Annotated in this window: 19 protein-coding genes; 9 read left to right on the top strand and 10 right to left on the bottom strand. The window is 65.8% G+C overall.

Annotation, left to right across the window (positions count from 1 at the left end; all coding sequences use genetic code 11):
• Window positions 1–60: 60 nt before the first annotated feature.
• Complete coding sequence (gene moaB, locus AABA86_RS26395; RefSeq protein WP_212249307.1) at window positions 61–624, bottom strand: molybdenum cofactor biosynthesis protein B; 564 nt, start codon at window positions 622–624, stop codon at window positions 61–63.
• Window positions 625–847: 223 nt separating this feature from the next.
• Entirely contained in the window at window positions 848–1,783 is a 936-nt protein-coding gene (ypfJ, locus tag AABA86_RS26390; protein ID WP_338308936.1) for a KPN_02809 family neutral zinc metallopeptidase, read from the bottom strand.
• A gap of 413 nt (window positions 1,784–2,196) precedes the next feature.
• On the opposite strand from ypfJ, the gene AABA86_RS26385 reads away from it, so the two are divergent.
• The 3 genes from AABA86_RS26385 to AABA86_RS26375 all read left to right on the top strand — a co-directional run bounded on the left by AABA86_RS26385 (window position 2,197) and on the right by AABA86_RS26375 (window position 4,653).
• Window positions 2,197–3,327, top strand: coding sequence for a site-specific DNA-methyltransferase (locus AABA86_RS26385; RefSeq protein WP_283814261.1), 1,131 nt, complete (start codon window positions 2,197–2,199; stop codon window positions 3,325–3,327).
• Between the two features lie 188 nt (window positions 3,328–3,515).
• The gene (locus AABA86_RS26380) at window positions 3,516–3,842 is read left to right on the top strand and encodes a hypothetical protein (RefSeq protein WP_338308935.1); all 327 of its coding nucleotides are present in this window, start codon (window positions 3,516–3,518) and stop codon (window positions 3,840–3,842) included.
• A gap of 124 nt (window positions 3,843–3,966) precedes the next feature.
• Entirely contained in the window at window positions 3,967–4,653 is a 687-nt protein-coding gene (locus tag AABA86_RS26375) for a glutathione S-transferase family protein (protein WP_338308934.1), read from the top strand.
• A gap of 57 nt (window positions 4,654–4,710) precedes the next feature.
• Here the strand turns inward: AABA86_RS26375 and AABA86_RS26370 are convergent, their stop codons facing one another.
• From AABA86_RS26370 to AABA86_RS26350, 5 genes are all read right to left on the bottom strand, one after another.
• Complete coding sequence (locus tag AABA86_RS26370; protein ID WP_212249303.1) at window positions 4,711–6,720, bottom strand: methyl-accepting chemotaxis protein; 2,010 nt, start codon at window positions 6,718–6,720, stop codon at window positions 4,711–4,713.
• A 265-nt stretch (window positions 6,721–6,985) separates the two neighbouring features.
• Complete coding sequence (locus AABA86_RS26365) at window positions 6,986–9,532, bottom strand: HWE histidine kinase domain-containing protein (protein WP_338308933.1); 2,547 nt, start codon at window positions 9,530–9,532, stop codon at window positions 6,986–6,988.
• On the bottom strand, window positions 9,529–10,113 hold the full coding sequence (locus AABA86_RS26360; protein WP_338308932.1) for a biliverdin-producing heme oxygenase: 585 nt from the start codon (window positions 10,111–10,113) through the stop codon (window positions 9,529–9,531). The genes AABA86_RS26365 and AABA86_RS26360 overlap by 4 nt, the downstream gene beginning before the upstream one ends.
• 126 nt (window positions 10,114–10,239) lie before the next feature.
• Window positions 10,240–10,407, bottom strand: a complete 168-nt coding sequence (locus AABA86_RS26355; protein ID WP_080670146.1) for a DUF1127 domain-containing protein — start codon at window positions 10,405–10,407, stop codon at window positions 10,240–10,242.
• Window positions 10,408–10,457: 50 nt separating this feature from the next.
• Window positions 10,458–10,901 (bottom strand): nuclear transport factor 2 family protein, encoded by a 444-nt coding sequence (locus AABA86_RS26350; protein WP_212249300.1) that lies wholly within the window; start codon window positions 10,899–10,901, stop codon window positions 10,458–10,460.
• 91 nt (window positions 10,902–10,992) lie between these two features.
• Here AABA86_RS26350 and AABA86_RS26345 point away from each other — a divergent pair, with 91 nt between their 5' ends.
• The gene (locus AABA86_RS26345; RefSeq protein WP_212249377.1) at window positions 10,993–11,916 is read left to right on the top strand and encodes a LysR family transcriptional regulator; all 924 of its coding nucleotides are present in this window, start codon (window positions 10,993–10,995) and stop codon (window positions 11,914–11,916) included.
• Window positions 11,917–12,115: 199 nt separating this feature from the next.
• Here the strand turns inward: AABA86_RS26345 and AABA86_RS26340 are convergent, their stop codons facing one another.
• Complete coding sequence (locus AABA86_RS26340) at window positions 12,116–12,736, bottom strand: glutathione S-transferase family protein (protein ID WP_212249376.1); 621 nt, start codon at window positions 12,734–12,736, stop codon at window positions 12,116–12,118.
• Window positions 12,737–12,864: 128 nt separating this feature from the next.
• Here AABA86_RS26340 and AABA86_RS26335 point away from each other — a divergent pair, with 128 nt between their 5' ends.
• Both AABA86_RS26335 and AABA86_RS26330 read left to right on the top strand, forming a co-directional pair.
• Complete coding sequence (locus AABA86_RS26335) at window positions 12,865–14,145, top strand: flavin-dependent oxidoreductase (RefSeq protein WP_338308931.1); 1,281 nt, start codon at window positions 12,865–12,867, stop codon at window positions 14,143–14,145.
• Window positions 14,146–14,849: 704 nt separating this feature from the next.
• Entirely contained in the window at window positions 14,850–15,308 is a 459-nt protein-coding gene (locus AABA86_RS26330; RefSeq protein ID WP_338308930.1) for a hypothetical protein, read from the top strand.
• Window positions 15,309–15,311: 3 nt separating this feature from the next.
• Here the strand turns inward: AABA86_RS26330 and AABA86_RS26325 are convergent, their stop codons facing one another.
• Together AABA86_RS26325 and mutY are read right to left on the bottom strand one after the other, a co-directional pair.
• Window positions 15,312–15,731, bottom strand: a complete 420-nt coding sequence (locus tag AABA86_RS26325) for a PaaI family thioesterase (protein ID WP_212249297.1) — start codon at window positions 15,729–15,731, stop codon at window positions 15,312–15,314.
• 52 nt (window positions 15,732–15,783) lie between these two features.
• Window positions 15,784–16,902: an A/G-specific adenine glycosylase gene (gene mutY, locus AABA86_RS26320; protein ID WP_338308929.1), complete on the bottom strand. Its 1,119-nt coding sequence runs from the start codon at window positions 16,900–16,902 to the stop codon at window positions 15,784–15,786.
• A 199-nt stretch (window positions 16,903–17,101) separates the two neighbouring features.
• On the opposite strand from mutY, the gene AABA86_RS26315 reads away from it, so the two are divergent.
• From AABA86_RS26315 to smc, 3 genes are all read left to right on the top strand, one after another.
• Window positions 17,102–17,593, top strand: a complete 492-nt coding sequence (locus AABA86_RS26315) for a DUF721 domain-containing protein (RefSeq protein ID WP_028141692.1) — start codon at window positions 17,102–17,104, stop codon at window positions 17,591–17,593.
• Between the two features lie 138 nt (window positions 17,594–17,731).
• Window positions 17,732–18,388 carry a DsbA family protein gene (locus tag AABA86_RS26310; protein ID WP_038972146.1) on the top strand — a complete coding sequence of 219 codons (657 nt, stop codon included), beginning with the start codon at window positions 17,732–17,734 and terminating at the stop codon, window positions 18,386–18,388.
• 217 nt (window positions 18,389–18,605) lie between these two features.
• On the top strand, window positions 18,606–22,070 hold the full coding sequence (smc, locus tag AABA86_RS26305; RefSeq protein ID WP_338308928.1) for a chromosome segregation protein SMC: 3,465 nt from the start codon (window positions 18,606–18,608) through the stop codon (window positions 22,068–22,070).
• The last annotated feature ends 73 nt before the right edge of the window (window positions 22,071–22,143 follow it).

Raw genomic sequence — 22,143 nt, 5'->3', positions numbered from 1 at the left:
CGTGCTTTAATGGTTGCTACCAGACTGATGATGCGGGGAGACGCCGAGAGCTATCCGCAATCACGCCGTCGCGCCTTTCGCCTTCGGCCTTCGCAGATGCTCGTCCAGCCGCGGCATGATCTCGACGAAATTGCAGGGGCGCGTGCGGTAGTCGAGCTGAGCGGCCAGGATGCCGTCCCAGCCGTCGCGGCAGGCGCCGGGGGAGCCGGGCAGGCAGAAGATGTAGGTCGCGCCCGCGACGCCGGCGGTGGCGCGGCTCTGGATCGTCGAGGTCCCGATCTTGGCGTGGCTCAGCATGTGGAAGGCGATGGAAAAACCGTCCATGCGCTTCTCGAACAAGGGCTCGATCGCCTCCGGCGTGACGTCGCGTCCAGTGAAGCCGGTGCCGCCAGTCGTGATGACGACGTCGATGCCGCTATCTGCGATCCAGCGGCGAACGACGGCGCGGATCGCCTCGACATCGTCGGTGACGATCTCGCGCGCGGCGAGACGATGGCCGGCCGCGGCTAGGCGGTCGGCAAGCGTCTGGCCGGACTTGTCATCCGCGAGCGCACGGGTGTCGGACACGGTGAGCACCGCGATGTCGAGCGGGATGAACTGTTTTGCTTCGTCAATGGAGGCCATGACCTTACTCCCGTTTCCCCGACCACCGCCGTTATCCTGAGGCGCTCGGCCTGCGGTGCAAGCGCACCGCGGGACGAGCCTCGAAGGATGGGCCGCGGGCTCGCCATCCTCAAGGGCTCGCCAAGAGGCGAGACTTCAGGATGACGCCACTACTCCCGGATTCCCAGATGGGCAATGGCGCATCATATTTCACGCTGCGTCCGGGCACGGACGCTTGTTGCAACTACTGCCCGCCGCCGAACGTGTTGCAGGCCTGGACCGAGCCCTGCTGGTAGCCGGTCATGAACCATTGCTTGCGTTGCGCGGCCGAGCCGTGGGTGAAGGAGTCAGGCACGACGCGTCCCGTGGCCTGGCGCTGCAGCGTATCGTCGCCGATCGCGCTCGCCGTGGTCAGCGCGGCGTCGATGTCGCCGGCTTCCAGGAAGTTCGGACGCTTCTTCGACTCGCGATTGACCCAGACGCCGGACAGGCAATCGGCCTGCAATTCCACCTTCACCTGGAGCGCGTTGGCCTCCGCCTTCGAGCCCGCCTGCTGCTGCAGCCGCGTCACGCGCGGAATGATGCCGAGCAGGTTCTGGATGTGATGGCCAGCTTCGTGCGCGATGATGTAGGCGGTGGTGAAGTTACAGGCGGACTTGCCGGAGCAGCCGCGGAAGCGCGTCTCGACCTCGCGGAAGAACGAGGTGTCGAGGAAGATGGTACGATCCGGCGGACAATAGAACGGCCCCATCGCCGACTCTGCCCGGCCGCAGCGGCCGCCATTGGTGACGTTGCGGAACAGCACGACCTTCGGCCCGGTGTAGGACTGGCCCGAGGCCTGGAAGATCTCGCTCCAGCGGTCGTCGATCTCGCCGAGAATGCCGGAGATCATGCTGCCCATCTCGTCGGTCGGGGCGCCGCGCTTGGCGGTCGAAGACGACTGGCGATCGGTCTGGTAGCTCGGCGCCTGGCCGCCGCCGGTGAGGATCTCGGCGCCGCCGATCAGGATGCGCGGATCGATGCCGAAGGCGTAGCCGACGAGGCCGAGCACGATGATGGTGCCGATGCCGAGCCCGCCGCCGCCCATCGGCAGGCCGAACCCGCCTCCGCCACCGCCGCCTCCACCATCATCGCGACGATCCTCGATGTCGTCGCTGCGGCGGAAATCATCGTAGCGCATGGCAGGTTTCCCTCAGTCCTCGATTGGCATCATTTGGGCGCGGAAGCGCGAAAGCTCAACGCGCCACACACGTAAAATTTCCGTTGCTTTTATCAATATCCCGCTCGGCAATTATTGCCTAGTGCGACAGCATGCCGATGCCAGCAATTTTTTCCGAGGGTCGAGCAATTTTTTCCGAGAGAAATTTGACGCCTTTTTGGAGCCATGATCGCTCCCGCAACGCGACGAAACGCGAAATCCACTGCAAAACACGGCGAATGCGCGCGATGAATCGGACGCGGGGAGCGATGCGAGGCCTGCCCACGAAAGCGGCGGGTTAAGTCGATTTTTACTTTGCCGCTTCATTGTAACGGTCAGTCGGTTGTTTGGTCCCGCGTCGCCGACAGCGTCGCCTGAGTCAGAGTTCTTGAGTCATGGTAGTGTCGCGTCGCGGGGCGTCTGCAAGGGCGCCCCGCACAAATTTCGAGTCCGCTTCGCACAGCATCATCCTCGGTGATTGCGTCGCCGAGATGTCGAAGCTTCAGGCTGGTTCGGTCGACCTCGTGTTCGCCGATCCGCCCTACAATCTCCAGCTCAAGGGCGATCTCAAGCGCCCCGACGAATCCCATGTCGACGCCGTCGACGACGACTGGGACAAGTTCGATTCGTTCTCCGCCTATGACGATTTCACCCGCGCCTGGCTGCTTGCCGCCCGCCGCGCGATGAAGCCGTCGGCGACGATCTGGGTGATCGGCTCCTATCACAACATCTTCCGCGTCGGCGCGATCATGCAGGACCTCGGCTTCTGGCTCCTGAACGACATCGTCTGGCGCAAGTCGAACCCGATGCCGAATTTCCGCGGCCGCCGCTTCACCAACGCGCACGAGACCATGATCTGGGCCGCGCGCGACGAGAAGGCCAAGGGCTACACGTTCAATTACGAGGCGCTGAAGGCCGCGAACGAGGACGTGCAGGCACGTTCCGACTGGCTGATCCCGCTCTGCACCGGCGAGGAGCGCCTCAAGGGCGCCGACGGCAAGAAAGTGCATCCGACGCAGAAGCCGGAAGGCCTGCTCGCGCGCGTGCTGCTGTCCTCGTCGAAGCCCGGCGATCTCGTGATCGACCCCTTCAACGGCACCGGCACCACCGGCGCGGTCGCAAAACGCCTCGGCCGCTCCTATATCGGCTTCGAGCGCGACAAGACCTATGCCAAGGCTGCGGAAGCCCGCATCGCCGCGGTCGAGCCGCTGCCGGAGGCAAGCCTTGCCCCGTTCATGACCGCGCGCGAAGCGCCGCGGGTCGCCTTCTCCGAACTGATCGAGCGCGGCATGATCATGCCCGGCACGAAGCTGTTCGACGCCAAGAAGAAGCTCGGCGCGCTGGTCCGTGCCGACGGCGCCATCATGTTCGGCGACAAGGTCGGCTCGATCCATCGTATCGGCGCGGTGGCGCAAGGCGCCCAAGCCTGCAACGGCTGGACCTTCTGGCACGTCGAGACCAAGAAGGGCCTCAAGCTGATCGACGAGCTGCGCGCCGAAATCCGCGCCGGCATGGCGGCGGAGTGATCCTCTCCGCCGTCATTCCGGGGCTCCCGAAGCGAGAACCCGGAATCCATCCAACCACAGCACATGCGGCCCAATGGATTCCGGGCTCGCGCAAGAGGCGCGCCCCGGAATGACAGCAGTGGTGGTTGAAAGCCGCCCCCGCCAGGACTAGATTCGCCCGATCAGCCCCGTCCTGACCGGTGGGCCCCATGCGACGACAGTCCGAGACTTTGCTGCTGGTGCCGCTGCTGCCGATCTTCCTGCTCGGCATGTTTCCGATGTTCCTGATCGCCCTGCTCGGATTCTTCGGCCTCGCGCTGTTCGGCGTGCTCGTGATCTCTGTCGGGCTCGCCAGCAGCAATGAGGCGCACGACAATTTCAATCACGACGTCATCGTTCACGGCTACGCGCGCGGATCGGAGCGCGCGGCGCGGGCCTCCGACATGCATCTGGCCACGCGGCTCGGGCTGCGGCTGGAAGCGGTCGGCGCCGCGATGGTCATTACGGCGGCAATCGGCCTTTGTTACGCCGCCTGATCTGCGTGGCGCGCAGATACCGCCCGGCAAACTCGCCGGTTGCCCTCCCGCAACGGGTTCGGGCAAGACAGGCCGCACGGCAATGACGCTGCGTCCGCGCCTTGCAAAAACACTGGGGAGATCGATGCTCAAATTCTATTTCAACGGATCGCCGAACCCGACCAAGGTCGCGCTTTATCTGGAGGAGTCCGGCCTGCCCTTCGAGCCGGTGAAGATCGACACCCGCAAGGGCGAGCAGTTCACGGCGGAATTCCTCAAGATCAATCCGAATGCCAAGGTGCCGGCGATCGATGATGGCGGCACCATCGTGTTCGACAGCAACGCCATCCTGCTCTATCTCGCCGAGAAGACCGGCAAGTTCCTGCCCGCCGCGAGCGTGCGCGGCGAGACGCTGTCATGGCTGATGTTCATCGCAACCGGCGTCGGGCCGTATTCGGGGCAGGCCGTGCACTTCAAGCATTTTGCGCCAAAGGACCAGAACCACGATTACGCCCATAACCGCTACCAGTACGAGACAGATCGCCACTACAGGATTCTCGACGGTCACCTCAAAGGGCGCAGCTACATGGTTGGCGACAGCTATTCCATCGTCGACATGGCGTTGTGGGGCTGGGCACGGATGCTGCCGTTCAAGCTCGGCGACGACGCCTTCGCGCGCTACCCGAACGTGAAGCGGCTGGTCGACGAGATCTCGGCCCGCCCCGCGGCGGCACGCGCGATCGCGCTGAAGGACAAGTTCAGCTTCAAGGCCGAGATGGACGACGAGGCACGCGCCAACATGTTCAAGCACATGGCGACCAAGGTCGCCTGATCGCGCCGCGCCGTTCTCGAGGCCACGCGCATGCGCGTGGCCTTTTACGTTCGAGATTCAGGCGGCGTGGACCGAGTTCAGGAACTTGGCCACTTCGAGCTTGAGGCGGTTGCTGTCGGCCGACAGCGAGCGTGCCGCCGACAGCACCTGCGATGAGGCCGATCCGGTTTCGGAGGCGCCACGCTGCACGTCGCCGATGTTGGACGACACCCTCTGCGTGCCATGGGCCGCCTGCTGGACGTTGCGGGAAATCTCCTGCGTCGCCGCGCCCTGCTGCTCCACGGCGGCCGCGACCGTCGATGAAATCTCCGACAGCCGCTCGATGGTGCCGCTGATCTCCCTGATCGAGCCGACCGATTCCTCCGTCGCGGCCTGGATGCCGGAAACCTGCTGGGCAATCTCGCCGGTGGCCTTCGCCGTCTGCTCGGCGAGCGCCTTGACCTCGGAGGCGACCACGGCAAAGCCGCGGCCGGCTTCACCCGCGCGCGCCGCCTCGATGGTGGCGTTCAGCGCCAGGAGGTTGGTCTGGCCGGCGATGGTGCTGATCAGCTCGACCACGTCGCCGATCCGCGCGGCGGCCTTGGAGAGCGCGCCGACGCGGTCGTTGGTCCTGCTCGCCTGACCGACGGCCTCGACCGCGATACGGGCGGATTCCTGCACCTGGCGGGCGATCTCCGACACCGAGGAGGACAGCTCCTCGGTCGCCGAGGCAACCGCCTGCACATTGGCCGAGGCCTCCTGCGAGGCGCTGGCGACCTCCGTCGACAGGTCCTGGGCCCGCGAGGCGGTCGTGGTCAAGGTGCCGGCGGAGGCTTCGAGCTCGTTCGATGCCGACGACACGGTGTTGACGATCTCGCCGACCGCCTGCTCGAACTGATCGGCGAGCCTGACCATGTCTTTCTTGCGGTTTTCCGCCTGCCGCGCCTCGACCTCGGTCTGCTCGGCGCGCAGGCGCTCGGTCTCGACCATATTGTCCTTGAACACCTGGATCGCCTTGGCCATGTCGCCGATCTCGTCGGCCTTGCCGCGGCCGGGAATCTCGACCTCGAGATTGCCGCCGGCGATCAGCCCCATCGCGCGCGTCATCGAGGCCAGGGGACCGACGATGCCGCGGGCGATCAGGAAGGCGACGATGCAGCCGAACAGGACGGCGAGGCCACCGGCGATCTCCTGAATGGTCGTCGTACCCGCGATCACGGCTTCGGCGGTCGTACGCGATTCCTGATAGTCCTTCTTCAGGGTCGCTTCCGCGGCCTTGAGCCTGCCGACGCTGTCGACGATGAGGGGCGCGAGGCTCTTGTGGTAGATCTCGTCGGCCTGAAGCATCGCGGCGGATGTCGTCTCGAACGCCGATTTGTAGATTCCGAGCGAGGTCTTCACCGGCGCGAGCGTGGATCGCAATTCCGCCGCCTGCGGGCTCTTTTCGATCGCCGCGAGCCGCTGCGCCGCCCTGTCTACGCTCGCCCTGAAATTCGCGGGTCCCTGCGCGTCGCGCAGCGCCAGGAAACGCCAGTTTGCGACCCGAACAAGGAGGATCCTGGATTCGAGGTCGGCGACGAGGGCCGCGGTGTCTTCGTCGACGGCGGCGCGCGCCGCATCGACCAGCTTGCCCATCTTGACGGCGAGCTCCTCGCCGCTCGGCAGCAACGTCGCCTTGCCCGTTCTCGCCTCGTTGACGGCGTCGCCGAGATTGTCACGCAGGCGTCGCATCTTGGCAATGTCGTCGATGAGGCCGTTGTAGAGCGCTCGTCGATCCTCCGAGAGCGTCCCCTTGGCGCCGACCCGCAACAGCTCGGTCGCAGCGGTTTCCCGCTCTTGCGCCTCCTTCATCGCGGGCTCGTTGGCGTCGTAGACGTAACGCAGATTGGCCCGCTGGATCGCCTGAAGCTGGGTCGATATCTCCAAAACCCGCGCCGTGCTGTCCGAAAGTGCGGATTGTCTTGCGACCTGATCCTGCACCGCCCGCAAATTCCAGACGGCAACCACCGCCATCACGAGACCAACCACCACCAAGGCCATGAAGCCTGCGTACAGGCGTCCCCTGATCCGCAAACGAAACTTCGGCATTCCCACTGTCCACCCAGATGCATTTCACTTCGAGCGGCCGAACAATTCCGGCAAATCACCACGACCACCCTGGCAGCCGCGCGTCTTTGCGACCCACGCTGCACTGCGACACAATGGGGGACACTCGTTAATTGAACCTTCAAATTTTTCGCGCGATCTGGATCTGCGGGCGCGAAAACTGCTGCTTTTGTCAGCAGCTATGCAAAGTTCGCGTACGAATCCCGAGCGGGATGCGCAGAGCTGCATGCGTTCACAGGGCGAACGACTATTGGGCGCCAGCCTGCTGCAATTTGCCGAGCGCGTGCTCGACCACTTCCAGCGTGTACGGCTTCTGAACCACCGGCGCCGAGGCCAGATCCACCGGAAGCGGCGCGCGCTCGCCATAGCCGGTTGCGAAGATGAAGGGCACGCCGATCTCCTTCAGCTTCTGCGCCACCTTGATGCTGCTCTCGCTGCCGAGGTTGAGATCGAGCAGGGCAAAGCTCGGCCGGGTCCGCTCGATCGAGCGCAGCGCCTGGTCGACGGTCGCGGCGGTGTCGACGTGACGCGCGCCGAGATCGAGCAGGATGACCTCCGCCGCCATTGCGATGATCAGATTGTCCTCGACGATCAGCGCGGTCTCGGAGATCCGGGGCCGGCTGGACTGCTGTTCCTCAAGACGCATGGCGGCTCCTGCTATCGACGGCACCAGCTCGACGAAATTGGGGGGAATGACGAACGTCGCCTGCACGCCCAGAAGGTCGAAGCGGATTTCGGCATCGCCCTTGAGATCGAACGGCACCGAGCGCTCGATGATCGTTGTGCCGAAGCCGCGCCGCGACGGTGGCTGCACCGGTGGCCCGCCGCTTTCCTTCCATTCGATCACGAGGCTCGACGAGGGATCGAGGCGCCAGACTACCTCGACGCTGCCGGTGGAATCGGCGAGCGCGCCGTATTTGGCGGAATTGGTCATCATCTCGTGGACGACGAGGGCCAGCGTGGCGAACGCCTTGGGATCAAGCGCGACGTCCGGGCCGCCCATCTTCACCCGGTCTGCGCGCGCCCCGAGATAGGCGCCGGCCTCCGATTCGAGGAGGGCCCGCAGCGCCACCGGCGCCCAGTTCAGATTGGTGATCTGGTCGTGGGCGCGGGCCAGGGCCTGGATGCGACCGCCGAGAACGCTCGCAAACTCCTCCACGCTCATCGCCGTGTCCTTGCTCTGCGCCACCAGCGCGCGGACCAGGCTCAGGATGTTGCGGACGCGGTGATTGAGCTCGGCGATCATCAGCTCCTGCCGCTCCTGCGCGCCGCGGCGCTCGCGCGCGGCGAGGTCGGACAATTGCAGGATCACTTCCAGCAGTGTGACGCGCAGACTCTCGGCGATGCGGATGTCCGCTGCCGACCACGGTTTCGACTGGCCCGCCACCGTCTCCTGCCAGAGCTCGAAGCTCTTGCGCGGCGTCAGGCGCGGCCCGTTCGGACCTTCGTCGTAGATCTTGTCGGGAGCGCCGGCCCAGTTCACCGACCGCGTAACCTCGCGCCGGAAGAAGATCAGGCAGTCGCGCGGGGCCCGTGAGATCGGAATGGCGAGAAAACCCGCCGCGCGGTCGCGAAAAGCCTGGCCGGCGGCATAGACCTTGGCGATCTCGGCGCTGGCGAAGATCCGGCCCGGCGAGGTCCGGTTGATGAAGGCGACGAGGTCCTTCACCTCGTCTTCGGTCGGCGTGTCTCCCTCGAGCGCGATCTTGTTGTCGGACCAGACCGCGACGCCGTCGCAGTCGATCATCTTGCGGTAGTCGCCGAGAAAGTCGACGATCGCGCGGCGGCTGTGGTCGTGCGAGGCCGCGATCTCGATCAAGCGCTCCTGGACCTGGTGGGCCCGCGCCTCATAGGCGACATCGCCCTCGCGCTCGCGTCCCTCGACGATCCAGGAGAACATCTGCCCGAACAGCTCGGAAGCTGTGCGCTTGTCGAACGAAATGTACCGCGGCGAATAATGATGACAGGCGAACAGACCCCACAGCTTGCCATCGCGCAGGATCGATACCGACATCGAGGCGGCGACCCCCATGTTGCGCAGATATTCGATATGGATCGGCGAGACCGAGCGCAGCACGCTCATCGACAGGTCGAGCAATCCCGCATTGTGCGTGGCGGTCGACATCAGGGCAGCCGACCTGGCGTTGACGTCGGCAATGATGCGCAGCCAATTGCGCTGGTAGAGGGCGCGCGCCTGCCTTGGGATATCCGATGCAGGATAACGCAGGCCGAGGAAGGATTCGAGCCCTGCTTCTGCGGTCTCGGCGATCACCTCGCCCGATCCGTCCGGGTGAAACTGGTAGACCATGACCCGATCGAATCCGGTCAGCACCTTGAGCTGACGCGCCGCCTCCCGCGCGAGCTCGGTCATGCCGCGCGTCTTGCGGATCCGTTCGAGCATCAGGCGGACGAGCTCGCCGGAATTGACGCCGGGCTCGTGGACGCTCGGCTCCGCCTCGACGATGAGGTAGACGCCGGAGAAATGGATCGAGAGATCGTAAAGCGGCTTGCCGGCCTGGAGTTCGACGCCGAACAGGCGCTCGGTCGCATCCGGCCCACTCAAATAGTCGACGCGGCCGCGGATGGTCTCGACAGCCGCTTCGGAGATGGCGCTCGTCAACGGCCGCTGGAGCAGATCGGAGACGTCGCTTCCGAGAAAGCTGCCGACATTGTCCGAGGCCAAGCAGATCGTGAAATCCGAGAGCACAGCGAGCATGAAGCCAAACGGCTGCACGCTGCCGGGAACGTGGATCGGCTCGCGATCGCAATTGGTGAGATTGACCGCCTCGTTCATGCCCGCTCCGCCGCCCGCCCGAACGCGGCGAAGGCAACCCGCGCCGCCGCGATCGCCTCGACCTCGTCGCAGGCCTCTCCGCCTTGAAGCTTCGACAGGAAACTCTGCCACAGGCGCTTGCCTGCACCATGGCCGAGATAGCTGGTGGCCTCCGTCATGCGCAGGTCGGCGGCCTCTGCGACCTCTTTCAGCAGGAACCTGGCCCCGAGCCGAGAGCCCTCCAGCACGTACATCGTACCGAGCATGCCGCTGGGCGTCAGCGGCGGCACGGATACGGTGGATCGCGCGGCGCTGCCGAGCCGCCCGAGATCAGCCGCGATCGCGGCACTGCGCGACCGCTCCGGCCAGTCCGGAAATATCCTGGCGACGCCCGCGGCGACGAGCGCGGCCTCGAGCGGAAGAAGCGCGCCGGCGCTGGCTTGAAGAAAGCGGCGATAGCCCGCCAAGACGGTGAGATCGAACGACGAAAGTTGCGCATCGAGTTCACGGTGCGCAGCCGCAGTCGCATCTCTCAGCCGCTCACGAAGTCCAGGGAAGCCAGGGTTCACCTGTGTCGAGACGTCCGAAACCCCAGCCAGCATGAAATTCCCACACGCGCGCAATGCCGGGGGCGCGATTGCCCCGGAAGCGAAGGAAACGCCGGCGGAATCCGAAGGTTCCGCCGGCACTGGAATATCTGGAGAGGCGCGGGCCGTACCCTCGACCCTTTATTTCCGCCGGCGGGGCTTGTGCAGCTCGTACGCGATCTCCGCCCTGGTCATCCCGCAGTCCAGAAGCTCCCGCTCGCTCATGGCGGCGAGTTGATCCCGGGCCCGGGACCGTTCGCGCCTGATACGGACCGTTTCGACCAGCGCCCGCCAGGCCCGCACGACCATCGCCGGCTCGGCCTGATGAAGTCGGCGGGCGGACGTGACGCGCAATCCACTCAGCTCGCAGCCCTCGCCGGTGCTTGCGGAAAAGGACCGAGCGCCCGCTCGGTCAGGATCGAGTCGCAATACTCGCGGATCTCCTTGATCTTGCCGTCCTCGAGACGAAACACCAGGCAATAGTCGTTGTCGTAGCGCACGCCTTCGGGCGTGACGTTGTCGCCCTTGGCCTCCACGACGACCACATCGCCGTCGGCGATGAAGCGGTGCGCGACCGTGCGCGTGCGGTCGCGCAGGCGGGTGCGCACATAGCCGTGCAGATCATTGAGGATCGACTCCTTGCCAGAGAAGACGCGCGACCAGGAATACTGGCCGGTCACGATCCATTTGGCATCCTCGGCAAGGCTTGCGGTGAACAGGGCGCGATCGCGTGCGGCCGGATCGGGATTGGCGGCGGCGGCGAAAATGTCCTGCATCAGTTTCTTGTTGGCGCTCGCGTTCATGGCGGCATCTCCGTTTGGTGGGAACGCGCAGATGATCGCCGCGGCATCAAAATTCTTCAAATCGATAGAGAATATGATATCTATTCGCCTGATGAATTTGAATTCGCTTGACCTCAACCTGCTGACCGCGCTCGACGCCCTGCTGCGCGAGGCCAGTGTGAGCCGCGCCGCGCTTCGCATGGGCCTGTCGCAGCCGGCGGCCAGCCACGCGTTGCAGCGCCTGCGCGACATTCTCGGCGATCCGCTGCTGGTGCGCACCGGCGCGCGAATGGAGCTGACACCGCGGGCGCAGGCCCTGCGCGCGCCGCTGGCACAGGCGCTCGATCAGGTGCGCGGGCTGTTCGTGCCTGACGAGTTCGATGCCGCACGCAGCGAGCGGCAATTCCGCCTGATGATGCCGGATCTCGCAGTCGAGCTGCTGATGCCGCCGCTGATGGAGAAAGTGACGCGGGCCGCGCCCAACGTCCGCATCGACGTCGTGCCATGGCGGGGATCGGCGATCTTCCACGCCGAATTCGCCCGCACCATCGACCTCGTGATTTCGATCGGCAACGCCTTCAAGGGCTTTCACCGCCAGTTGCTCTACGTCGACAGCGACGCGCTGGCGGTGCGGCGCGGCCACCCCTTGGCCGCGAAGCTGAAGCGGCGCGAGACGTTCCTGGCCGCGCGCCATGTCGGCGTGATCATCCGAGGCAGCAATGAGGATCTGATCGACACCTGGCTCAGGGCCAAGGGCATCGAGCGGCACATCTCGCTGGTCGTGTCAGGCTATCTCGAAGCGCTGCACGTGGCCGCCCGCACCGATCTCGTCGCCTTCGTGCCGCGCCGGCTGATCGCGGCACTGTCGAAACAGCTCGGCCTCGTCGCGGTAACGCCGCCGCTCGACCCCGGGATCGACGAGCAGTTCATGTTCTACCCGACCCGCGCGCAGATGGACCCCGGCTCGATCTGGCTGCGGCGGCTGATGCTGGAGACGGGGCGGGAGCTGGAGAAGAAAGAACGGCGTGCTGGGTAGGACGCAGCTTCAACAAACACGGTGTCGTCCCGGAAGCGCGCCCCAGGCGCGCGCCGATCCGGGACCCATAACCACAGGATGCGGTCTGGCGAAGACTGGTCGTTCGGGATTTCTACCGATCACAATCGATAGCTTCCGCGGTATGGGGTCCCGGGTCTACGCTTACGCTTGCCCGGGACGACAGCGGAGCATGTTGTCCTTACGCCTTCTGCGCGGCCATCACCTTTGCCACGGCGGGACGATCCGACATGCGCTTGAAATGGTCGGCGATCTTCGGGGTTGCGTTGATGTCGACGCTGTCGCCTTCGAGCCAGGTCGAGAGCGTGTAGAGATACGGATCGCAGATCGTGAACTGATCGCCCATCACCCAGGGCCCCCGAAACATCTTCTGCTCGATCAGGGCGAAGCAGGCGGCCATGGTCTTCGGGACCATCGCCTTCATGTCGGCGAACGAGCTCTCCTGCGTCGCCCAGCGCGGGCCGCGCATCTTGTGGGCATGATTGATGTGCACGGTCGAGCAGAGGTAGGAGTTGAACGACTGTACCTGGGCGAAGTCGAAGGGATCGTCGAGCGGCGCGAGCTTCGCCTTGGGAAAGGTCTGCGCGAGATAGGCCAGCATCGCCGGCGTCTCGGTGAGGACGCCGCGATCGGTCACCAGCGCCGGCACACGGCCCTTCGGGTTGATCTTGAGATAATCCGGGCTGCTCTGCTGGTTGTCCTTGAAGCTCAGCCGTTCGGCCGTGTAGTCGGCACCGGCCTCCTCCAGGGTGATGTAGGTGGCGAGCGCGCAGGTGCCGGTTGCGTAGTAGAGCTTGAGCATGTCGGACCTCATGGGGAAAACCCGAGGTTAACGGCCCTCCGCCGCGCCGTCCATAGGGGGGCCTCTTCGCAGTTGCCCACGGCCGCCCGGCTGTGCGAAGACGCCGTCAATCGGAGGGGGATTTTGTCATGACCGTACTCATCGCCGGTGGCGGCATCGGCGGGCTGACGCTTGCGCTCAGCCTGCACCAGATCGGCGTTCCCGCAAAAGTCTTCGAAAGCGTCGCGGAACTGAAGCCGCTGGGCGTCGGCATCAACGTGCTGCCGCATGCGGTGCGCGAGCTGATCGAGCTCGGGCTGATGGACAGACTGGACGCCAGCGGGGTGCGGACGCGCGAGCTCGCCTATTTCTCCAAGCACGGCAAGCCGATCTGGAGCGAGCCGCGCGGGCTGGAGGCCGGCTACAAATGGCCGCAATTCTCGATCCATCGCGGCACGCTGCAACAGCTCCTGCTCGACACTGCGATCGAGCGGCTCGGCCCCGACAACATCCTCACCAGCCACCATCTGACCGGCTGGACCGAGACGGCAGACGGCGTGCGCGCCGACTTCATCGACCGGACAACCGGCAAGGCCGCCGGGAGTTACGAAGGCACGATCCTGATCGCCGCCGACGGCATCCATTCCGCCGCGCGCGAAAAGCTCTATCCCCATGAAGGCCCGCCGATCTGGAACGGGCGCATCCTCTGGCGCGGCGTCACGCCCTCCAAGGCCTTCCTGACCGGCCGCACCATGATCATGGCCGGCCATGAGATCCTGAAATTCGTCTGCTATCCGATCAGCAAGGCGCCGGACGCGGCGGGCAACCATCTGATCAACTGGGTCGCCGAGCGCCACATGCCGCCGACCTATCAGTGGCGGCGCGAGGACTATAACCGCACCGCGCGGCTGGAGGAGTTCCTGCCCTGGTTCGAGAGCTGGCAGTTCGACTGGCTCGACGTGCCCGGCCTGATCAAGAACTGCCCGCACGCCTACGAATATCCGCTGGTCGACCGCGATCCGGTCTCGCAATGGACCTTCGGCAAGGTCACGCTGATGGGCGATGCCGCGCATCCGATGTATCCGATCGGCTCGAACGGCGCCTCGCAGGCCATCCTCGATGCCCGCACCATCACCCGCGAGATTCTCGCGCTTGGACCGACGACCGCGGCGCTGCTCGCCTATGAGGCCGAGCGCCGCCCCGCGACCACCGACCTCGTCCTGCTCAACCGCAAGAACGGACCTGAGCAGGTGATGCAGCTGGTCGAGGAGCGCGCGCCCGACGGCTTTGAGGTCGTCACCGACGTGCTGTCGCAGAAGGAACTGGAAGACATCGCCGCCAACTACAAGCGCGTTGCGGGCTTCCAGGTCGAGGCGCTGAACGCGAAACCGCCGATCGTCAGTGGAGATGCGAAGCGCGCGAGCGCCTGAAGGCGGGGCGGTAAGAGTTGTCCAACCGCCCCGCGTCCGTCACGGCCCGTCAATATCCATACTGTCCGGAACACACCCAATTGCCGTAGGCATCGTAGCAACGGTTGTTGTAGTAGCCGTACGCACCTGCCGCCGCCGCTCCGACTCCTACTGCCGCGGCTCCGTATGCGGCTCCCCGGTAGACGCCTCTGCGCGCCGCAGTACGTGCTACGGGGTACCCTGCTATCGGCCGGGAGACGTGAGCGCGGCCGCCGTAGCGACCAGCGTGAACGGCACCGCCTCTGTAGTGCGCGCCTCCTCCGTGAAATCCCCCTCCCCGATAGCCGCCACCTCCTCCGCGGCCGCCGCGCGCGAGTGCGTCATCGGGAACAAGGCTTGCGCCGACAAGAGCGGCTGCGGCCAAGCCAACCAGAGCATATCGAAACATGGGCGTCCTCCCGTCATTGGAGTGCCGGTTCTATCCGCAGGGTGATGCCGTCAACGGGACAGGCACTTGCCCCATCATTTGGCGCGCCCTGCATGTCCAATTGACCTAGATCAACGCCTGTCTGTTTCAAAGACCCGGGATGGTCCAGCGCTTTCAGGCCGAGGCTGAAGACCATGAGCGGCCGCAACCGCCCGCTGGTGCGCTTCGATCTAAGCCAATCCTTGGATGCGAGAGAAATTTGTCCATTCGATAGACGCGAATAACCGAGGCTGCGATCATGAAGTTCCGGGCGGGGTTGCTTGCGGCGGCTATCTTGCTGGCCGAAGTGCACGCAAGTCATGCGGCGATACGGATCGCTGGCGATCGTGGCGGACTAATCGACACCTATGTTGACAGATATGAACGCCTGCGCACTTCCGGAGAGACCGTCATCATCGATGGACTTTGTGCCTCATCGTGCACCATCGTTCTCGGTGCAGTTGCCGCTGACAAAATCTGTGTGACCTCGAAGGCCGCTCTCGGCTTCCACGCTGCTTGGGATTTCGGTCGGAAGGGAAGGACGATTACCGACCCTGACGCCACCAATTACCTATACTCCATGTATCCCGGGCCGGTGCAGCGTTGGATCGCGGCGCGCGGCGGGTTGAGGCCGCAACTCATCTTGCTGCGCGGCAAAGCACTTCAGGCGCTGTATAAGCCTTGCGCGCAGCACTCCGCGACACGGCCCCGACGGTAACGACTACCGCACCACCCTTGCCGCTTCCAGCAACCGCTCGGTCGCGCTGGCCGTCGCCAGCACCGTGCCGTTCTCCGCCATAAGCTTGGCCTCGACGAACGCAATGGTCTTGCCGAGCTGCGTCACCTTCGCCTCCCCGATGATCGGACCGGGTCTTGCGGGGCTGAGGAAATTCACGGTCATGCTGATCGTGGTGGTGTAGAGCCGGCCCTCGCTCATCACCAGCACCGCCGGGCCCATGGTGTCGTCGAGCATGGCCGAGAGCATGCCGCCCTGGATGAAGCCGGCCGGATTGCAGAACTCCGGCTTGCCCTCGAAGCCGAGCTTGATCCAGCCCTCCTCGGGGCGGGCATCGAGCAGGCGCCATCCCAACAGCTCCGCACAGGGGGGCCTTGGAAAATTGTCGAGCGCGGTCTTGACCATTGGTAGCCTCCATTTCCCACCCCGATAGCGTAGCGCTGCTGCCAGCGTGCTGTCAGGAGGACGAGCCCGCTGAAAGGTTGAGCGCGTGCGCGATCACCTTGCGCATGACGTTGGGCAGTGCCTCGTCCGCAAGGGTGGCGACCGGGACCCAGCGCATGCCCTCGGGCGCGCCGGTGCGGGCTGCGGCATTGGCCGTGTAGACCACCAGCTCCAGCGGAAAATGCGTGAAGACGTGGGTGACGACACCCATTTTGCGCTGCCAGCGCGACAGCCCCTTCAGCGCCGGCGCCTGCAGCTTCGCCGCCGCGTCGTCCTGGCCGGCGAGCCAGTCCGAGCCGGGCACTTCGGTCATGCCGCCGAGCAGGCCCTTTTCGGGCCGGCTGCGGACCAGCAGCTCCTCGCCGCGTGTGACGACGAAGGCCGCTCCGCGTCGCAACGTTCCGCTCTTCTTCGGCGCCTTGCGCGGAAAGGTCTCCTGCGTGCCCTGGAGGCGCGCGGTGCAATCCTCAGTGAACGGACACAACGAGCAAGCCGGCTTTTTCGGCGTGCAGATCGAGGCGCCCAAATCCATCAGCGCCTGCGCGCTGTCGCCGGCGCGGGAGTTTGCAAGCAGCGCCGCCGCCCGTTGCTGGATCAGAGGTTTCGCCTGCGGGAGTTCATCTTCAACTGCAAAGAGCCGCGACACCACGCGCTCGATATTGCCGTCGACCGGCATGGTATGGCGATCGAAGGCGATCGCCGCGATCGCCGCCGCCGTGTACGGCCCGATGCCCGGCAGCGCACGCAGCCCCTCCTCGGTGGCGGGAAAGCTGCCGCCATGCTCGCGCGTCACAGCGACCGCGCAGGCGTGCAGGTTACGCGCGCGCGAGTAATAGCCGAGCCCGGCCCACATCCGCAGCACATCATCCTGCGAGGCCCGTCCGAGCGCGGTGACATCCGGCCAGCGCGCGACGAATTTTTCGAAGTAAGGCCCGACCGCCTTCACCGTAGTCTGCTGCAGCATGATCTCCGACAGCCAGACGCGGTAGGGATCCGACGTCTCGCCGGGCGCGGCCCGCCAGGGCAACCGGCGCCGGTGACGGTCGTACCAGGCGAGCAACGCCACCGGGCGTGATGATGTCTCCGGCTGAGAAGGTTCCGGCTTCGGCTTACGGACGGATCTGGAGCTCATTCCTGCACTGTAACGGCAATGCACCAGCCTCTCTACGTCATGCCCGCGCTCGTCGCGGGCATCCACGCCTTTCTTCGAGCGAAGAACGGGGATGGCCGGGACATAGGCGAGCGAAAGCGACGCCGTCCTTCGGACGGCTAAGCCCGGCCATGACGCGCCGCGGGTCTGTGGTCCGCCCGCCGAAGTGCTATAAGGACCCATGTCCAAATTCCCTCCCAAACCCGGTCCGATCAGCGCCAAGCCGCTGGGCATCCTGCTCAACGACGTCTTTGCCGAGGCCTATGCCAAGCAGGGGTTTGCGGCACGCGAGCTGGTGACCCGGTGGGCGCAGATCGCAGGTCCCGAAATCGCCGCCCATGCCGAGCCGCTGAAGATGCAATGGCCGCGACCGGTGGAGGGCCAGCCGCAGGAGCCGGCGACCCTGGTGCTGCGGGTCGAGGGACCGATGGCGCTGGAGATCCAGCATTCCGCGGACGTGATCCTGGAGCGCGTCAACCGCTTCTTCGGCTGGAGCGCGGTCGGCAAGCTCGCCTTCCGCCAGGCTCCGCTATCGCGCCCGCGCCGACCGGTCCGACCCGGCCCGCCCGATCCCAAATCGGTGGCCAAGGTGGCGGAGAGCCTGGGCGATATCGAAGATGAACAACTGAAGACGGCGCTGGCGCGGCTGGGGGCCGCCATCAAGCGAAATTGAGCCTTATTTCGCGGCCAATCTGGACCCGTCTCTACCGCTCGCCATTGCCTCAAGCTACGTTTCAAGCTAGCGACAGGCCGCCCGGGCGGGAACTTCATAGACCCCTGGGGCGACATTTTGCCAATTCGGGAGCCGACCTTGATCATCACCCGCCGCGCCTTCACCACGATGCTGTCGCTGACCGGGCTTGCCGCGCTCGCCGGGCTGTCGCCGCTGCGGTTCATCTCCGAGGCTGCGGCGCAGTCCGCCGCCGACGTCACCAAGCCCGTGTCACTGCCCGACATGGCGCTCGGCCCGAACGATGCCGCCGTCACCATCACCGAATACGCCTCGATGACCTGCCCGCACTGCGCCGCCTTCAACGAGCAGGTGTTCCCCAAGATCAAGAAGGAATACATCGACACCGGCAAGGTGCGTTACATCTTCCGCGAGTTCCCGCTCGACATCAAAGCCGCCGCCGGCTCGATGCTGTCGCGCTGCATCGCCAATGGCGACGGGCCGAAATACTTCGCGGTCACCGACATGCTGTTCCGCCAGCAGAACGACTGGGTGGTGAAGAACACCACCGAGACCCTGACGCGGATCGGCAAGCAGGCCGGTCTCACCCAGCAGCAGGTCGAGGCCTGCCTGAAGGATCAGGCGCTGCTCGACAAGATCGCCGCCGACCAGAAGTATGCCAGCGACGTTCTGAAGGTGGATTCGACGCCGACCTTCTTCATCAACGGCGAGAAGATCAAGGGCGAGGCCTCGTTCGAGGAATTCGCCAAGAAGATCAATCCGCTGCTGAAGAGCTGATTCGCACGCCCCAGTTCTGATTCGCATCTCGAAAGCCGTATCTTTCCCGGCATAAATCCCTTGGGAAAAGCGGCTTTCGCCGGTTGCCCTCGCGGCGCACCGCGGCCATTGTCCAGCCGCATGAGGCGCCTCGCGCGACTCGCCCGGATAGCGACACTGCCTTCCATGGTATTGTCCCGGCAGGGGGATTCGCGCCTGCCAACAGAGATGCGTGCTTATGAAAATCACCCGCCTGCGCCTTCACGGCTTCAAGTCCTTCGTTGAGCCCACGGACTTCGTCATCGAGCCCGGCCTGACCGGCGTGGTCGGACCCAATGGCTGCGGCAAGTCGAATCTCGTCGAAGCGCTGCGCTGGGCGATGGGTGAGACCTCCTACAAGTCGTTGCGCGCCGCCGACATGGACGCGGTGATCTTCGCCGGCTCCGGCAACCGTCCCGCGCGCAACCACGCCGAAGTGACGATGACGATCGACAATGCCGATCGCACCGCGCCAGCGGCGATGAACGACAGCCAGCTTCTCGAAATCTCCCGCCGGATCGAGCGCGAAGCCGGCTCGGTCTACCGCATCAACGGCCGCGACGTGCGCGCCCGCGACGTGCAGATCTTGTTCGCCGACGCCGCCACCGGCGCGCGCTCGCCGGCCCTCGTCCACCAGGGCAAGATCGGCGAGATCATCCAGGCCAAGCCCGAGCAGCGCCGCCGCGTGCTGGAAGACGCCGCCGGCGTCGCCGGTCTGCACGCCCGCCGCCACGAGGCCGAGCTGCGGCTGAAGGCGGCCGAAACCAATCTCACCCGCGTCGAGGACGTGATCGGCCAGCTCGCAGGCCAGATGGAAGGCTTGAAGAAGCAGGCCCGCCAGGCCGTGCGCTACCGCGAAGTCGCGGCCAAGGTCCGCAAGGCCGAAGCAACCCTGTTCCACCTGCGCTGGATCGGCGCCCATGCCGACGTCAACGAATCCGGCCAGACCCACGATCTCGCCGTCCGCGAGATGGCGGAGCGCACCCAGCATCAGGCCGAAGCCGCTCGCATCCAGGCCATCCGGGCCGCCGAAATGCCGGCGCTGCGCGATGCCGAGGCGCGCGCCGCGGCAGGCCTCCAGCGCCTGACCAATGCCCGCGAGCTGCTCGACCGCGAGGAGGAGCGCGCCAAGGAGCGCGTCGCCGAACTCGAGCGCCGCCTCGCCCAGTTCGAAGGCGACATTTCCCGTGCGCAGCAACAAACCATGGACGCCGACGTCGCGCTGCAGCGGCTCGACACCGAAGACTCGGAGCTGAAGGAAGAGATCAAGTCGCGTGTCGAGAAGCGCTCAGGCGTCGATGAACGCGTCGGCGAAGCCGAGGCGGTGCTGACCGAGACCGAGCAGCAATTCGCCGAGCTCACCACCGCGCTCGCCGACCTCACCGCCAAGCGCAACCAGTTAGAGGCCAACGTCCGCACCCACCGCGACAAGCTTTCCCGGCTCGACCAGGAGATCGCGAACGTCGCCGCGGAAGAGCAGAAGCTTGCCGCCGAGACCGGCGGCTTTGGCGATCTCGACGAGCTGACCGCGACGGTCGAGACCGCGGAGCAGACGCTGGCCGCCTCGGAAGCCGCGGCGCAAGCGAGCGAAGCCGCGCACGTCGCCGCCCGCCAGACGCTGGAATCCTCGCGCTCGCCGCTCGTCGAAGCCGACAAGCGCGCACAGCGGCTCGAGACCGAGGCGCGCACGATCTCCAAGATCCTCAACGGCGAGACCAAGAATCTGTGGCCGCCGATCATCGACGGCATCACCGTCGACAAGGGCTTTGAAAAGGCGATCGGCGCCGCGCTCGGCGACGACCTCGATGCCCCGATCGACCCGTCGGCGCCGATGCGCTGGACCAATGTCGGACACACCGACGGCGATCCGGAGCTGCCGGAAGGCGCCGTGCCGCTCGCCAATCATGTGCAGGCGCCGGCCGAGCTGACGCGCCGTCTGGCCCAGATCGGCGTGGTGCCACGCGAGCGCGGCGCCGAGCTGGTCTCGCAGCTCAAGACCGGCCAGCGGCTGGTCTCGCCCGAGGGCGACGTCTGGCGCTGGGACGGCTTTGTCGCGGCGGCTCATGCGCCGACCGGTGCCGCGCGGCGCCTTGCCGAGCGCGCCCGTCTCGTCGACATCGAGAACGAGCTGGAGCAGGCCCGCATCGACGCGCAGATCAAGCGTCAGGCGCTGGAGAACGCCGAGTCCGAGCTGCAGATGGCAGCGAGCACCGAAGGTGCCAGCCGCGAAGCCTGGCGCGCCGCGCAGCGCGAGCTCAACGTCGCGCGCGAGCGTCATGCCACCGCCGAGCGCGAGATCAGCCGCCACGCCGCGCGCAAGGCGACGCTGTCGGAAGCGCACAGCCGTCTCGCCGCCGACCGCGCCGAGGCCGAGGCCGCCTACGAATACGCCGAAGCCGGCATCTCCGAGCTGCCGTCAAGCGAGGACACCGAGACCCGTCTCGCCGCGGTCCGCAGCGACATCGAAGGCCATCGCCGCATGGCGGCCCAGGTCCGCGCCGAGGCGCAGGCGCTGGCACGCGAGGCTGAGCTGGCCGACCGCCGCGTGCAGGCGATCCTGGCCGAACGCACCGAGTGGCAGAACCGCAAGGAGAGCGCGGCCTCCCACATCGACACCATCCAGGCTCGCATTGCGGAGCTCACGATCGAGCGCAGCGAGCTCGAAAACGCGCCGCAAGTGTTCGCCGAGAAGCGCAGCGCGCTGATCACCGAGATCGAATACGCCGAGAACGACCGCCGCATGGCCGCCGACGCGCTCGCCACCGCCGAATCCCTGATGGCGGAAACCGATCGTGCCGCGAAGCTGACGCTGGAAGCGCTCTCCAGCTCGCGCGAGGCCACCGCCCGCGCCGAGGAGCGTATGGAAGGCGCGCGGCGCCGGCTCGAGGACATCGAGCGCGAGATCCGCGACATGCTTGAGGTCGAGCCGCAGGCCGTCGCCGGCCTCGCCGAGATCGAACCCGGCGCGGAGCTGCCGCCGCTGCACGACATCGAGGAAGATCTCGAAAAGATGCGCCGCGACCGCGAGCGCCTCGGCGCCGTCAATTTGCGCGCCGAGGAAGAGCTGCGCGAGGTCGAGACCCAGCACACCGGCCTCGTCACCGAACGCGACGACCTCGTCGAAGCCATCAAGCGTCTGCGCCAGGGCATCCAGAGCCTCAACAAGGAGGCGCGCGAGCGGCTGCTGACCTCGTTCGAGGTGGTCAACAACCACTTCAAGCGCCTGTTCGTCGAGCTGTTCGGCGGCGGTGAAGCCGCGCTGCATTTGATCGAGAGCGACGATCCGCTGGAAGCCGGCCTCGAAATCATCGCAAAACCGCCGGGCAAGAAGCCGCAGACGCTGTCGCTGCTCTCGGGCGGCGAGCAGGCGCTGACTGCGATGGCGCTGATCTTCGCGGTGTTCTTGACCAACCCGTCGCCGATCTGCGTGCTGGACGAAGTCGACGCACCGCTCGACGACCACAACGTCGAACGGTACTGCAACCTCCTCCACGAGATGACCGGCTCGACCGACACGCGCTTCATCATCATCACGCACAATCCGATCACGATGGCGCGGATGAACCGGCTGTTCGGCGTTACCATGGCCGAGCGCGGCGTGTCGCAGCTGGTGTCGGTCAGCCTGTCAGAGGCCGTGGACATTCTCGACCAGAACGTGGCTTGAGAAGATTGACCGTCATTCCGGGGCGATGCGCAGCATCGAACCCGGAATCTCGAACCACAATCTCTGGATTCCG

Origin of the sequence: Bradyrhizobium sp. TM233, from assembly GCF_036247965.1 — a bacterium.
GTDB lineage: Bacteria > Pseudomonadota > Alphaproteobacteria > Rhizobiales > Xanthobacteraceae > Bradyrhizobium > Bradyrhizobium ottawaense.
The sequence above is the reverse complement of the archived record's forward strand: the minus strand, read 5'-3'. Positions and strand labels throughout refer to the sequence as shown.

Coding starts and splice junctions, on each gene's coding strand:
- moaB (WP_212249307.1), bottom strand. CDS start 624: ATGGCCTCCATTGACGAAGCAAAACAGTTCATCCCGCTCGACATCGCG.
- AABA86_RS26365 (WP_338308933.1), bottom strand. CDS start 9,532: ATGAACGAGGCGGTCAATCTCACCAATTGCGATCGCGAGCCGATCCAC.
- AABA86_RS26370 (WP_212249303.1), bottom strand. CDS start 6,720: ATGCCGAAGTTTCGTTTGCGGATCAGGGGACGCCTGTACGCAGGCTTC.
- AABA86_RS26355 (WP_080670146.1), bottom strand. CDS start 10,407: ATGGTCGTGCGGGCCTGGCGGGCGCTGGTCGAAACGGTCCGTATCAGG.
- AABA86_RS26325 (WP_212249297.1), bottom strand. CDS start 15,731: ATGGTCAAGACCGCGCTCGACAATTTTCCAAGGCCCCCCTGTGCGGAG.
- AABA86_RS26340 (WP_212249376.1), bottom strand. CDS start 12,736: ATGCTCAAGCTCTACTACGCAACCGGCACCTGCGCGCTCGCCACCTAC.
- AABA86_RS26350 (WP_212249300.1), bottom strand. CDS start 10,901: ATGAACGCGAGCGCCAACAAGAAACTGATGCAGGACATTTTCGCCGCC.
- AABA86_RS26375 (WP_338308934.1), top strand. CDS start 3,967: ATGCTCAAATTCTATTTCAACGGATCGCCGAACCCGACCAAGGTCGCG.
- ypfJ (WP_338308936.1), bottom strand. CDS start 1,783: ATGCGCTACGATGATTTCCGCCGCAGCGACGACATCGAGGATCGTCGC.
- AABA86_RS26335 (WP_338308931.1), top strand. CDS start 12,865: ATGACCGTACTCATCGCCGGTGGCGGCATCGGCGGGCTGACGCTTGCG.
- AABA86_RS26345 (WP_212249377.1), top strand. CDS start 10,993: ATGAATTTGAATTCGCTTGACCTCAACCTGCTGACCGCGCTCGACGCC.
- AABA86_RS26330 (WP_338308930.1), top strand. CDS start 14,850: ATGAAGTTCCGGGCGGGGTTGCTTGCGGCGGCTATCTTGCTGGCCGAA.
- AABA86_RS26385 (WP_283814261.1), top strand. CDS start 2,197: ATGGTAGTGTCGCGTCGCGGGGCGTCTGCAAGGGCGCCCCGCACAAAT.
- mutY (WP_338308929.1), bottom strand. CDS start 16,902: ATGAGCTCCAGATCCGTCCGTAAGCCGAAGCCGGAACCTTCTCAGCCG.
- AABA86_RS26315 (WP_028141692.1), top strand. CDS start 17,102: ATGTCCAAATTCCCTCCCAAACCCGGTCCGATCAGCGCCAAGCCGCTG.
- AABA86_RS26360 (WP_338308932.1), bottom strand. CDS start 10,113: ATGCTGGCTGGGGTTTCGGACGTCTCGACACAGGTGAACCCTGGCTTC.
- smc (WP_338308928.1), top strand. CDS start 18,606: ATGAAAATCACCCGCCTGCGCCTTCACGGCTTCAAGTCCTTCGTTGAG.
- AABA86_RS26380 (WP_338308935.1), top strand. CDS start 3,516: ATGCGACGACAGTCCGAGACTTTGCTGCTGGTGCCGCTGCTGCCGATC.